This window comes from Lentzea roselyniae, from assembly GCF_039537795.1.
GTDB lineage: Bacteria > Actinomycetota > Actinomycetes > Mycobacteriales > Pseudonocardiaceae > Lentzea > Lentzea atacamensis.
The window spans coordinates 48148-59431 of the sequence record NZ_BAABBE010000036.1 but is presented as its reverse complement, the minus strand read 5'-3'; the positions used below and the strand labels follow the sequence as shown (position 1 = coordinate 59431).

Sequence of the window (11284 nt, the reverse complement as noted above, 5' to 3'; positions counted from 1 at the left end):
TGCGTCGTGATGGGCGTGCTCAACGTGACGCCCGACTCGTTCTCGGACGGAGGCCGCTACCTCGACCGGCGGGACGCGGTCGCGCACGGCATCGCGATGCACGCGCGCGGGGCCGACCTGATCGACGTCGGTGGCGAGTCGACCCGTCCCGGTGCCGAGCGCGTCGAGCCGGCCGAGGAGATCGCGCGCGTTGTACCGGTGATCCGCGCGCTGGTCGCAGAGGGCGTGCCGGTCAGCGTGGACACGATGCGCGCCGCGGTCGCGTCGGCGGCGCTGGAGGCGGGCGCGTCGATCGTGAACGACGTCTCCGGCGGCCTGGCCGATCCGGAGATGGCGTCCGTGGTGGCCGCGGCCGGGGTGCCGTACGTGCTGATGCACTGGCGGGGGCACAGCACGGAGATGGACTCGTTGGCGACGTACGACGACGTCGTGATGGACGTGCGCACCGAGTTGCTGGAGCGCGTCGAGGCGGCGTTGGCGGCCGGTGTCGCGGAGTCGTCGATCGTGCTGGATCCCGGCCTGGGTTTCGCGAAGCTCGGTGACCACAACTGGGAGCTGTTGCAGCGCCTGGACGAGCTGGTCGAGCTGGGCTTCCCGGTGCTGGTGGGTGCGTCGCGCAAACGCTTCCTCGGCACGCTGCTCGGCAACCGTCCACCGGACGGCAGGGAAGACGCGACCGCGGCGGTGTCTGCTCTTGCCGCGTTCAACGGAGCGTGGGGTGTGCGGGTGCACGACGTCGACCGGTCGCTGGACGCGGTCGCCGTCGCCGGTGCGTGGAGGCGGGGACATGGCTGACCGGATCGCGTTGACGGGCCTGAGGGTCCGCGGCAACCACGGCGTTTTCGAGCACGAGAAGCGCGACGGCCAGGAGTTCGTCGTGGACATCACGCTGTGGCTCGACCTCAGCTCGGCGTCCCGCACGGACGATCTCACCCAGACCTACCACTACGGCGAGCTCGCCGAGATGGCCGCTGTGATCGTCGGTGGCGAACCGTGCGATCTCATCGAGACGGTGGCCGGCCGCATCGCCGACGCCGCGATGACCGACACCCGGCTGCACGCCGTGGAGGTCACCGTCCACAAGCCGTCCGCGCCGATCCCGTTGACCTTCGACGACGTGTCGGTGACGATCCGCCGCTCGCGCAGGCTGGCGGCACCGCTGCCGAAGGAAGCCCGTTGACCCGCGCTGTCCTCTCGATCGGGTCGAACCTGGGCGACCGCTTCGCGTTCCTGCGGTCCGTCGTGGACGGGTTGCGGCCGTTCGTCGTCGCAGTGTCGCCCGTGTACGAAACGGCGGCGTGGGGCGTGGAGGACCAGCCGGACTTCTTGAACGCCATCGTGATCGTGTCCGCGGACGACGTCGACGAGTGGGGCTGGCTGCGGCGCGGCCAGGAGCTCGAGAACGCCGCCGGCCGCGTGCGGGAGAAGCGCTGGGGACCGCGCACGTTGGACGTGGACGTGGTTTCCGTGGACGGGGTGACTTCGGACCACCCGGAGCTGCTTCTGCCGCATCCTGGGGCGTTTGAGCGCGCGACGGTCCTCATCCCGTGGCTCGACGTCGAACCCGACGCGGTGCTGCCGGGCCACGGACCCGTTGCCGCGCTGCCGTTTTCGTCCGACGGCGTGCGTCGGCGCGACGATCTGGTGCTGACTTCGGGTTGGATGGACTCGTGAGGTTCACCCGCCCCCGCGACCTGGCGACGATTGCGATCATCGCCGGGCTGCTGGCCCATCTGCTGCTGCGTCTCGCGTACGACACGCTGCCACCGTTGCCCCGGCTGGCGGGGTCGACGCTCTTCGTCATCGCCGTGGTCGAGGTCGTGTTCGCGTTCAGCCTGCGGGCGCGGATCCAGCGTCGTCCTGGTGCCCGGCCCGTCGAGCCGTTGACCGCCGCCCGAGCGGTGGCGCTGGCGAAGGCCTCGTCGGTTTTGGGCGCGTTGATGTTCGGTGCCTGGACCGGCTTGCTGATCTACGTCTTCCCGGTGCGCGACTCGTTCCCGGAGGCGGGGAACGACCTGGTTGCGGCCGTTGTCGGGATGACTTCGGCCGTTGCCCTGACGGCTGCCGCGCTCTGGTTGGAACACTGCTGCAAGACGCCGACGGAGACGCCGGGGAAGGATTAGATACCCGGCCGTAGGGTCTCAGTCGCATAACTACGCGGTACCGTAGTGCGCATGACCGGGCGAGGCGCGTCGATCGACGGCGAGCAGGAAGATCACGGTCGTGGCTCCGGGCGATTGCTGTTAGTAGCGGCATTGACGCTCGCCCTGGCGGCCGCGGCGGTGCTCGTGGCGAGTGACAGCGCCCGCATGCTGCGCCTGGCCGTGGTGGCCGCGCTGTGGGCGGCGCTGGTGGGCGCCTTCCTCGCCGCCAAGTACCGCAAGCAGGTCGCTGAGCGTGACGACGAGGTGGCCGACCTCCAGTCCGTCTACGAGCTGGAGCTCGAGCGCGAGGTGGCCGCCCGCCGCGAGTACGAGCTCGAGATCGAGTCCGAGACGCGCAAGCGGATCGAGGAGGAGTCGCGCGCGGACATCGAGTCGCTGCGCGCCGACCTGAGAGCGTTGCGGGACAACCTCGAAGCCCTGCTGGGTGGCGACGTCCTCGTCGAACGCGTCGCACTGCGCGCCGAGTCGACCCGCCTGCGTTCCCTGGCCTCCGACGCCCAACGCCTGTCCTCGTTGCAGGAGAAGCGCGTCATCAACGCCAAACCCGCGATCACGACCTCGATGTCGGCCGCGGCGGAGAAGCCGTCCGAGCGCACCGAGCTGATCGAACGCGTAGCCCACGACGCCAAGGTGCAGCCGCCGCGCCGTGAGCCCGCCCGCCCGGAGCCGGCGCGTCCGGAGCCGACCCGCACCTCGCCCCGCCCGCAGCCGGCCGTGGTCCGCCGCGAGCCGGTGAAGGCCGTGAAGCAGGAGCCCGCGCGTCCGCAGCAGCGTCCGGCGGGCGCTGGAGCGGCAGCACGACTCGGCGGCGTCAACACGCCTCCCGTCTCTCAGCCGCCGACGGTCAAGGCACCGCCCGCCAAGCCCCAGCCCGTGCAGGCGCAGGCCCACCGCACCGAACGCGTGCCGCGCCCGCAGCCGCAGAACCGCGCCGAACCGCTGCCGCGCCCGGCCGAGCAGCCGAAGGCACCCGCCGCGGTCGCCAAGGCCGTCGAGACGCGCAAGCCGGAGCCGCGTTCCCGCGTGGCCGAGCGCACCGAGATGATCGACCCGAAGGCGTTCGCCGCCGAGCCGCGACAGCCCGCCGGTGGTGGCCGCCGCCGTGCCGACGAGCGTCCGGAGGCCGATCAGGACAGCGGCTCGTGGGAGACCTTGAAGCCGTCCAGCGGTGGCTCTTCCGGTGGCCGACGACGCGCCGACGACGACGCGCCGTCGCGTGAGACTTCGTCCAGGCGTTCGGCAGAGGACTCGCTGGTGTCGCTGCCGCCGTCCGGCCGCAGGGCTGCCGACCAGTCCTCGACCCGGCTGCCGGTGGTGCCGACCGGACGCCGGTCCGCGCCGGACGAGGCACCGGTCGCCGGCCGCAGGGTCGCGGAGGACTCGTCCACGCGCCTGCCCGCGGTCTCGACCGGACGCAGGGCAGCGCCGGAAGACCCGTCGGGTGCGCACGCCGACGGCAAGTCCGTGAGCGAGCTGCTGGCGTCCCTGGGCGGTGGCGACGCGCCTCGTCGCCGGCGTCGCCGCGACGACTAGTTACTTGTCGATGTCGCCGACGATGACGGCGAAGCTGCTCAACACGGCCGGCAGGTCGTCCACCGCGGTACCCGGCAACAGCGCCGACAGCGCCTGAACGTTGTTGAACGACGGCGTCCGGAGCTTGAGGCGCCACGGCGTCTTCTCGCCGCGGGACGACAGGTGCACACCCGAGGTGCCCAGTGGGGCCTCGACGCGCGTGTAGACCGAGCCCTCGGGTGCCTTGATCGCCTTGGGCAGGCGGACGTTCACCGGCCCGGAAGGCAGCTGTTCCAAGCACTTCGCCGCCAACGTCACGGACAGCCGTGCCTCGTCCAGAAGGCACCGCACGCGCGCAGCGGCGTCGCCCTCGGTCCGCACGACAGGCGTGACCGACAACGACTTGTAGGCGGGCAACGGGTCATCACGCCGCAGATCGAAGTCCACACCGCTGGCGCGCCCGATCGGCCCGGTGACGCCGTACGCCAACGCGTCGGCGTACGGCAGAACCCCGAGCCCTTCCAGCTTCGAGAAGTCGACCTCCAGCCGACTGACGTCCACAGTGGACAAGAAGTCGCCCACCCTGGACGTCCAGCCCGCCGGGACGTCCTCGCGCAGGCCGCCGATCCGGTTGAACATGAAGTGGATGCGGCCGCCCGACGCCTCTTCCATCAGCGACTGCACGCCTTCGCGGTACGCGGCGGCGTTGGGGCACAACGGGGTCAGGAAGACCATGTGCGCCATCAGCCGGTTGAGTTCGCAGAGCAGGGCGCGCAGCCACTGGGCGCGCGCCGGGACGTCCATGCCCGTCATGCGTTCGACGGCCAGCGCGACGGCCAGTTCGTTGCAGAACGCGGAGAGCCAGTCGTGCCGGTTGGCGAGCGTCAACACCTGGCGGTAGTCGCGGACCTCGAACAGCTTCTCGGCGCCGCGGTGCAGGTGGCCGACGAGCGGCTCGGCGGCGGTGATCACCAGGTCTGGTGTGACGGTCAGGCGCAGGCGGTAGGCGCCGTGGGCGGACGGGTGCAGGGGGCCCAGGTCGATCACGCGGTCCACGCCCAGGTACTGGGCGCCCGCACCCACGCCGACGGTGATCTGCTCGCTCACCAGAGCATGGTTTCACGCTCTCGCGCGGCCGCTCACGCCCTGGTGATCGCGAAGTAGAAGCACCCGTGCGAGACGCTGCGGACCTGGAGCGACTCGATCTCGGGATTGTTGAACAATCCTTCGATCACACGATCGAACGATCCGAGCTCCACCACCTCGCCGTCATGGATCTGACCTGCGGCGTTGTAGGAACGTAGAATCCGGGGATTGTTCAACAGTTCGACAGGAAGGCGATCCAACGAAGGCTCGTCGGGACAGTCCACGTGGGTGAAGATCGGTCCGACCTCGGCGTACGGTCCCTTGCCCGACGAAGGCGAGTAGCGGAACAACCAGACCGGCTCGTCCGGCAGCGACTTCCGCAGGCAGCAGCGCAGCGGCGCGTCCGGTTCGGAGGCGCGGTACTCGCGACCGGGGTCGGACAGGGCGGCGGACGTCGGCACGTTGTGGATTCGCATGCCGACAACGATCGTCCTCAGGACTCCGGAAAGCTGGCGGGATTCGGACGCCAGGGCGGCAGCGCGGGCAGCAGGTCCGCGACGGCCACCCCGTTGCCGTGCAGCAGCCAGCCGAACCCGCCCAGACCTGACGGGTCGCGCAGTTCGGCGACCCGCCCGGCTCGCGCCGCCGACTCCAGCCACTCCCAGCCCGAACCGGAGGCCGAACCGGCCAGGCCCAGCGCGGCCAGCGCATCCCGTTGCGACACCAGCACCCAGCCCCCGCCGGCGGCCGAGGCGGCCGAGTCGAAGGCGACGTGCGCGGTGATGTCGCAGGACCCGTCGAACACCGGCGGCACCTGACGCCCGGCGCGATACCCGGTCAACGTGAACCGCCGAGACGACACCAGATGCCCGTAGTCGATCGCCAAGGCCGCGCCGCGCACCGAAGAGACCGCGGCGGCCCAGGCGGCATCCCGGGGCGCCCCCACCTCGGCCTGCTCACCGTCACGCAGCGAAGGCCACCACCGGGTGATCCACGGATCGGTGGAAGGCCCGGTCACCACCGGGCACGGAATCGAGTCGAGCCACTCGTGCCCGACCAGCAGCCCGACACACGAAGGCACCTCGGAAACCCACCGAACCCCAGGCAGCTCAACGGGAGGACCGAGTTCGACAGCCGTCACGCGCAACCGGGACGCCAGCGATCCCGACGCCAGCCGACGCACCGCGAACGCCAGCTCACCCCCGCCCGCGCCGACGTCGACGAAGTCCACGACCGGGGGGAATCCGAGAGCGGCGTCCACCCGTGACAACAGCTCCAGAAGCGCCGTGGCCAGCTCCGGGCCCACCAGTGGCGACGTGCGGAAGTGCGACGACGGCTTCTCACCGCGCGCGAAGAAGCCACCTGGGCCGTACAGAGCGGAGTGCCAAGCGGCTTCCCAGTCGAACATCGGACAAGTGTGCATCTAAGGTCATTTCCCGTGACCGACGCCGACCTCACGCCGACGCCGACCCGCAAGCGCATCGAGCAGCGCCGCTGGACCGTCCTGTTCCCCGTCGTGGCGCTGATCGCCCTCGCCGCCGCCGGGCTGGTGCTGTTCGCACTGGGCACGTCGGCCATCGGCATCGAGCCGCTGCTGGTCGGTGCCGCCGCGGCGCTGATCCCCGTCGCGTTCGTGGTGAGCGCGTTCCTGTGGATCGACCGCTGGGAGCCGGAACCGGCGAAGATGCTGCTCTTCGCGTTCGTGTGGGGAGCGTGCGGAGCGACGATCAGCTCGCTCGCGTTCAACCAGACCAGCCGTGTGCTCGGTGACCTGCTCTACCAGGACGGCACGACGTTCACCGCCGTCGTCGGGGCGCCGATCGTCGAGGAGGCGACCAAGGCGGCGTTCCTGCTCGCGGTCTTCCTGCGCCGCCGGCACGAGTTCGACGGCGTCGTGGACGGCATGGTCTACGCGGGCATCACGGCCGCGGGCTTCGCGTTCACCGAGAACATCTGGTACTTCGGCCGGGTCTTCCTGGAGAACGGGCTCGGCAACATGGGTGGCGGCGTGATCGCGCTGTTCGTCCTGCGCGGGGTGCTGTCGCCGTTCGCGCACCCGCTGTTCACGGCCATGACCGGCATCGGTGTCGGCATCGCGGCGAGCACCGGCAACGCCACGGTGCGGATCCTCGCCCCGATCGGCGGCTACCTCACCGCGGTCGGCCTGCACTCGCTGTGGAACTTCTCCACGACGGTCGGCACCGGGTCGGACTTCATCAACCTGTACTTCCTGATCATGGTGCCTGTGTTCGCCGGTGCGGTCTCGATCGTGGTCTGGCAGCGCCGCAGGGAGCAGCGGATCGTGGCCGGCCAGCTGGCCGCGATGGCGCAGAACCGGTGGATCGCCAACAGCGAGGTGGCGCTGCTGGCCAGCCTCAACGGGCGCAGGAACTGGCTGCGGGCGGTCAAGCGCAAGTCCGGTGACGCGGCGGCCAAGTCCGTGAAGACCTACCAGATCGCCGTCACCGAGCTGGCGTTCCTGCGCCACCGCATCGAACAGGGAACAGCGGGTCAGAGCGCCGAGCACCGCCACGGGGTGCTGCTCGACACCCTGCACGCCGCCAGGGCGGCCGCACGCCGGTGAATCCGGTCACCGACCAGGTACATCCAGGTGAACGCCGGTCTACCCTCGGCGGCGTCGTCTGGTACCCGAACCGGGACTGGAACGTCAGAAGGAGTTAGTCGCATGGACGCGACCCCACGTCCGGCCAGGCTCGCCGTTGGTGTCATCTCGGCAGGCAGGGTCGGTTCCGTGCTGGGCGCCGCGCTGGCCAGGACGGGCCACGTGGTGGTCGGCACGTCCGCCGTCTCCCAGGCCTCCCGCAACCGCGCCGAGGAGCTGCTGCCCGGTGTCCCGATCGAGGACCCGACGGAAGTCGCCAAGCTCGCTGATCTCGTGCTGCTGGCCGTTCCCGACGACGAACTCGCGGGCTTGGTGAAAGGCCTGGTCGCCACGGACTCGCTGCGTGCGGGCCAGATCATCGTGCACACCAGTGGCGCCCAGGGCGTCAAGGTGCTCGAACCCGCTGCTGCGCTCGGTGCCCTCACGCTCGCGCTGCACCCCGTCATGACCTTCACCGGACGGTCGGAGGACCTGCAGCGGATGAGCGCCGCGTGCGTCGGCGTCACCGCTGCCGACGGCGACGAGGTGGCGTGGAGCGTCGGCGAGGCCCTGGTCGTGGAGATGGACGCCGAACCGGTCCGGGTGCCAGAGGCCGTGCGCCCGCTCTACCACGCGGCACTGGCCCACGGGGCGAACCACCTGATCACGCTGGTCCGCGACGCCGCCGACCTGCTCACCAACGCCGGCGTCGCCAACGCCGAGCGCCTGCTCGGCCCGTTGCTGTCCGCCGCGCTCGACAACGCGCTGCGCCACGGTGACCGAGGCCTCACCGGTCCGGTCGCCCGCGGCGACACGGGTACCTTGCGCAAGCACCTCGACGTGCTCGCCGCACAGGCACCCGAGATCCTGCCCAGCTACCGCGTGCTCGCCCGCCGCACCGTCGAACGGGCCGAGCACTCAGGGTTGCTCAAGCCCGACGCGGCCAACGACGTTCGCACCACTCTTGAGGACTGACGTGACCAAGCCACTGACCAAGGACGACTACCGCCCGGACGACGTCACGGTGCACCGCGACCCGCAGCGGCTCAACCGGGTCGTCCGCGCGCTGCGCAACGCCGGCCGCAACGTCGCGCTGGTGCCGACGATGGGCGCTCTGCACGCGGGCCACCGGCAGCTGATCCGCGAGGCCCAGGTCATGCAGAACACGGTGGTCGTGGTGTCGATCTTCGTGAACCCGCTGCAGTTCGGGCCGAACGAGGACCTCGCGAAGTACCCGCGCCAGTTCGAGTCCGATGTGGACATCTGCCGCGCGGAGCGCGTGGGCCTGGTGTTCGCGCCGTCCGCCGAGGACATGTACCCCGATGGTGCGCAGGTCACCGTGCACCCCGGTCCGCTGGGAGACGAGCTGGAGGGCGCGTCACGGCCCGGCCACTTCGCGGGCGTGCTGACCGTGGTGTCGAAGCTGTTCAACATCGTGCAGCCCACGTTCGCGGTGTTCGGGCAGAAGGACTACCAACAGCTGCAGCTGATCCACAAGATGGCGCGGGACCTGAACTTCCCGCTCGACGTCGTCGGCGTGCCGACGGTACGCGAGCAGGACGGCCTGGCGCTGTCGTCGCGCAACGCCTACCTGACGCCGGAGCAGCGCCACCACGCCGTCACGCTGTCGGCCGCGCTCACCGCGGGTGCCCACGTCAGCTCGCAGGGCGCCGACGCGGTGCTCAAGGCGGCGCACGACGTGCTGGCGCAGGTGCCGGAGGTCGAGCTGGACTACCTGGAGCTGCGCGGGGTCGACCTCGGTCCCGCGCCGGAGAACGGCGACGCCAGGCTGCTCGTGGCGGCCAAGGTCGGTTCCACCCGTCTGATCGACAACATCGCGGTGTTGCTCGGCGAAGGCGACGAGTAGGGGGAATGACATGTTCCGCACGATGCTGAAGTCCAAGATCCACCGGGCCACCGTGACGCAGGCCGACCTGCACTACGTCGGTTCGGTGACGGTGGACGAGGACCTGATGGAGGCCGCCGACCTGCTGGCGGGCGAGCAGGTCGCCATCGTCGACGTCACCAACGGCGCGCGGCTGGAGACCTACGTCATCCCCGGTGAGCGCGGCTCCGGCGTGCTGGGCATCAACGGCGCGGCGGCACACCTCGTGCACCCCGGCGACATCGTCATCCTCATCGCCTACGGGCAGATGGACGACGCCGAGTCCCGCACCTACCAGCCGCGGGTGGTCTTCGTGGACGCTGACAACAAGGTCGTCGACCTCGGTGCCGACCCGGCGCACGCGCCAGAGGGTTCCGGTCTGGTGAACGGCTCCACGAGTGCCCCGAATTCGTCACCGTCGTCTGAGACCGTTGAGGCGACCGCGCTGGACGCGCTGATCCAGGCCGAGAACTGAGGAACGCACCGTGCTGCTCGCCATCGACGTCGGCAACACCAACATCGTGCTCGGCCTGTACGACGGGGTCGGCGACACGGCCCCGCTCGTGCGCGACTGGCGCATGCGCACCGACGCACGGATGACCGCCGACGAGCTCGCGCTGACCATGCGCGGCCTGCTCGGCGAGTACGCCGACAAGATCACCGGCATCTCCGCGTTGTCCACCGTCCCCGCGGTGCTGCGCGAGCTGCGCGTGATGCTCGGCCGCTACTACGACACCGTGCCGAAGGTGCTGGTGGAGCCGGGCGTGAAGACCGGCGTGCCGCTGCTCGTCGACAACCCGAAGGAGGTGGGCTCGGACCGTGTGATCAACACGCTGGCCGCCCACCACCTCTACTCGACCTCGTGCATCGTGGTCGACTTCGGCACGTCCACGAATCTCGACGTGATCTCGTCGCGCGGCGAGTTCCTCGGCGGTGCGCTCGCACCCGGCATCGAGATCTCGGTCGACGCACTGGCCGCCCGTGCCGCTCAGCTGCGCAAGGTCGAGCTGGTCAGGCCGCGCAACGTGATCGGCAAGAACACCGTGGAGTGCCTGCAGTCCGGCATCGTCTACGGGTTCGTCGGCCAGGTGGACGGGCTGGTGCGCAAGATCACCGAGGAGCTCCAGCAGACCGATCCCGGTCCCGTGACCGTGATCGCCACCGGCGGCCTCGCGCCGTTGGTCGTCTCGGAGTCCTCGGAGATCGCGCACCACGTGCCCGACCTGACCCTGCTGGGGTTGCGGCTCGTCTTCGAGCGCAACCTGCCTACTCGCTGACGCGCACCGCCCGGAACACCTCCGTGCGCAGGGGGACGTCGAACGGCCCGTTCGACGTCTCCGGCCGCGTGCGGAGGAACGCGAGCATCTTCTCGTTGATCGCACCCCGCTCCTCGTCGTCGACGACGAGCATCCGCGAATGGGTGTTGACCGTGGCGACGAGCGCTTCCGGTGACTCCCTGCGGTGCGCGTGCGGGAACGTCCGCCGCTCCACCGGGCCGAACGACGGGTGCGTCATCACGCCCGTCGGGTCCTGCCGCTGCGACTCGACGCTCGTCGACGACAGCCGGTCGAACTCGGCCAGCCACGCGGAGTCCAGGTCGTGCTCGTTCCACATCGCCGCGACGACCCCGCCCGGCCGCAGCACGCGCGCGATCTCCTGCAGCGCCTTCGCCTGGTCGAACCAGTGGAACGCGGTGCCGACCAGCACGGCGTCCATCGTGTGGTCCGGAACCGGGATGTGTTCCGCGTGGCCGGGCAGCGCGCGCACGTCGTGAACGCGGCGCACGAGCTCGGACAGCATCTGCTCGTTGGGCTCCACGGCCGTCACGCGGTGGCCCTCCGCGACCAGACCCGCGGTCAGCTTGCCGGTGCCGGCGGCGAGGTCCATCACTTCCAACCGCTCCGAGGTGCCTAGCGGCTCCAGAGCCCACCGGATCGCCGCCACGGGATAGTCAGGCCGGTGTTCGGCGTAGGCCTCGGCCTGGTCACCGAACGAGTCCGCTCGCCTCGCGTGTAGATCCATCCGTCCAACCTA

General features: G+C 70.4%; 14 protein-coding genes. 10 read left to right on the top strand and 4 right to left on the bottom strand.

The genetic code is table 11. The annotated features are described in order from the left end of the window. Window positions 1-9: 9 nt before the first annotated feature. Genes folP through ABFX45_RS39630 form a run of 5 tightly spaced genes read left to right on the top strand, consistent with a single transcriptional unit; the run spans window position 10 to window position 3698 of the window. Window positions 10-795, top strand: a complete 786-nt coding sequence (folP, locus tag ABFX45_RS39650; protein ID WP_109633055.1) for a dihydropteroate synthase — start codon at window positions 10-12, stop codon at window positions 793-795. Then, window positions 788-1180, top strand: a complete 393-nt coding sequence (gene folB / locus ABFX45_RS39645; protein WP_346135927.1) for a dihydroneopterin aldolase — start codon at window positions 788-790, stop codon at window positions 1178-1180. Before folP ends, folB begins: the two co-directional genes overlap by 8 nt. Further along, entirely contained in the window at window positions 1177-1674 is a 498-nt protein-coding gene (folK, locus tag ABFX45_RS39640; protein ID WP_346135925.1) for a 2-amino-4-hydroxy-6-hydroxymethyldihydropteridine diphosphokinase, read from the top strand. The genes folB and folK overlap by 4 nt, the downstream gene beginning before the upstream one ends. Next, on the top strand, window positions 1671-2123 hold the full coding sequence (locus tag ABFX45_RS39635) for a DUF3180 domain-containing protein (protein ID WP_346135923.1): 453 nt from the start codon (window positions 1671-1673) through the stop codon (window positions 2121-2123). Before folK ends, ABFX45_RS39635 begins: the two co-directional genes overlap by 4 nt. A gap of 51 nt (window positions 2124-2174) precedes the next feature. Continuing rightward, the gene (locus ABFX45_RS39630; RefSeq protein WP_146231393.1) at window positions 2175-3698 is read left to right on the top strand and encodes a DUF6779 domain-containing protein; all 1524 of its coding nucleotides are present in this window, start codon (window positions 2175-2177) and stop codon (window positions 3696-3698) included. Here the strand turns inward: ABFX45_RS39630 and ABFX45_RS39625 are convergent, their stop codons facing one another. Genes ABFX45_RS39625 through ABFX45_RS39615 form a run of 3 tightly spaced genes read right to left on the bottom strand, consistent with a single transcriptional unit; the run spans window position 3699 to window position 6171 of the window. After that, window positions 3699-4784 (bottom strand): NADH-quinone oxidoreductase subunit D, encoded by a 1086-nt coding sequence (locus ABFX45_RS39625; RefSeq protein WP_346135921.1) that lies wholly within the window; start codon window positions 4782-4784, stop codon window positions 3699-3701. 32 nt (window positions 4785-4816) lie between these two features. Next, window positions 4817-5239 carry a DUF1203 domain-containing protein gene (locus ABFX45_RS39620; RefSeq protein ID WP_346135919.1) on the bottom strand — a complete coding sequence of 141 codons (423 nt, stop codon included), beginning with the start codon at window positions 5237-5239 and terminating at the stop codon, window positions 4817-4819. A 17-nt stretch (window positions 5240-5256) separates the two neighbouring features. Further along, a complete protein-coding gene (locus ABFX45_RS39615; RefSeq protein ID WP_346135917.1) occupies window positions 5257-6171 on the bottom strand; it encodes an SAM-dependent methyltransferase in 915 nt (304 codons plus the stop codon). Between the two features lie 30 nt (window positions 6172-6201). On the opposite strand from ABFX45_RS39615, the gene ABFX45_RS39610 reads away from it, so the two are divergent. The 5 genes from ABFX45_RS39610 to ABFX45_RS39590 all read left to right on the top strand — a co-directional run bounded on the left by ABFX45_RS39610 (window position 6202) and on the right by ABFX45_RS39590 (window position 10527). Next, window positions 6202-7347 (top strand): PrsW family intramembrane metalloprotease, encoded by a 1146-nt coding sequence (locus ABFX45_RS39610; protein ID WP_109631188.1) that lies wholly within the window; start codon window positions 6202-6204, stop codon window positions 7345-7347. A gap of 102 nt (window positions 7348-7449) precedes the next feature. Continuing rightward, window positions 7450-8340, top strand: coding sequence for a Rossmann-like and DUF2520 domain-containing protein (locus ABFX45_RS39605; RefSeq protein WP_109631191.1), 891 nt, complete (start codon window positions 7450-7452; stop codon window positions 8338-8340). A gap of 1 nt (window position 8341) precedes the next feature. Beyond that, entirely contained in the window at window positions 8342-9232 is an 891-nt protein-coding gene (panC, locus tag ABFX45_RS39600; RefSeq protein ID WP_109631194.1) for a pantoate--beta-alanine ligase, read from the top strand. 10 nt (window positions 9233-9242) lie between these two features. Continuing rightward, a complete protein-coding gene (gene panD / locus ABFX45_RS39595) occupies window positions 9243-9725 on the top strand; it encodes an aspartate 1-decarboxylase (RefSeq protein WP_109631197.1) in 483 nt (160 codons plus the stop codon). A gap of 10 nt (window positions 9726-9735) precedes the next feature. Further along, entirely contained in the window at window positions 9736-10527 is a 792-nt protein-coding gene (locus tag ABFX45_RS39590) for a type III pantothenate kinase (RefSeq protein ID WP_109631200.1), read from the top strand. Here the strand turns inward: ABFX45_RS39590 and ABFX45_RS39585 are convergent. Then, entirely contained in the window at window positions 10517-11272 is a 756-nt protein-coding gene (locus tag ABFX45_RS39585; protein ID WP_346135913.1) for a class I SAM-dependent methyltransferase, read from the bottom strand. The genes ABFX45_RS39590 and ABFX45_RS39585 overlap by 11 nt on opposite strands. Between the last annotated feature and the right edge of the window lie 12 nt (window positions 11273-11284).

Bases quoted from the DNA above. Each gene is read 5' to 3' on its own strand.
- folP (WP_109633055.1), top strand. From the start codon at position 10: ATGGGCGTGCTCAACGTGACGCCCGACTCGTTCTCGGACGGAGGCCGC.
- folB (WP_346135927.1), top strand. From the start codon at position 788: ATGGCTGACCGGATCGCGTTGACGGGCCTGAGGGTCCGCGGCAACCAC.
- ABFX45_RS39630 (WP_146231393.1), top strand. From the start codon at position 2,175: ATGACCGGGCGAGGCGCGTCGATCGACGGCGAGCAGGAAGATCACGGT.
- ABFX45_RS39620 (WP_346135919.1), bottom strand. From the start codon at position 5,239: ATGCGAATCCACAACGTGCCGACGTCCGCCGCCCTGTCCGACCCCGGT.
- ABFX45_RS39615 (WP_346135917.1), bottom strand. From the start codon at position 6,171: ATGTTCGACTGGGAAGCCGCTTGGCACTCCGCTCTGTACGGCCCAGGT.
- ABFX45_RS39605 (WP_109631191.1), top strand. From the start codon at position 7,450: ATGGACGCGACCCCACGTCCGGCCAGGCTCGCCGTTGGTGTCATCTCG.
- panD (WP_109631197.1), top strand. From the start codon at position 9,243: ATGTTCCGCACGATGCTGAAGTCCAAGATCCACCGGGCCACCGTGACG.
- ABFX45_RS39585 (WP_346135913.1), bottom strand. From the start codon at position 11,272: ATGGATCTACACGCGAGGCGAGCGGACTCGTTCGGTGACCAGGCCGAG.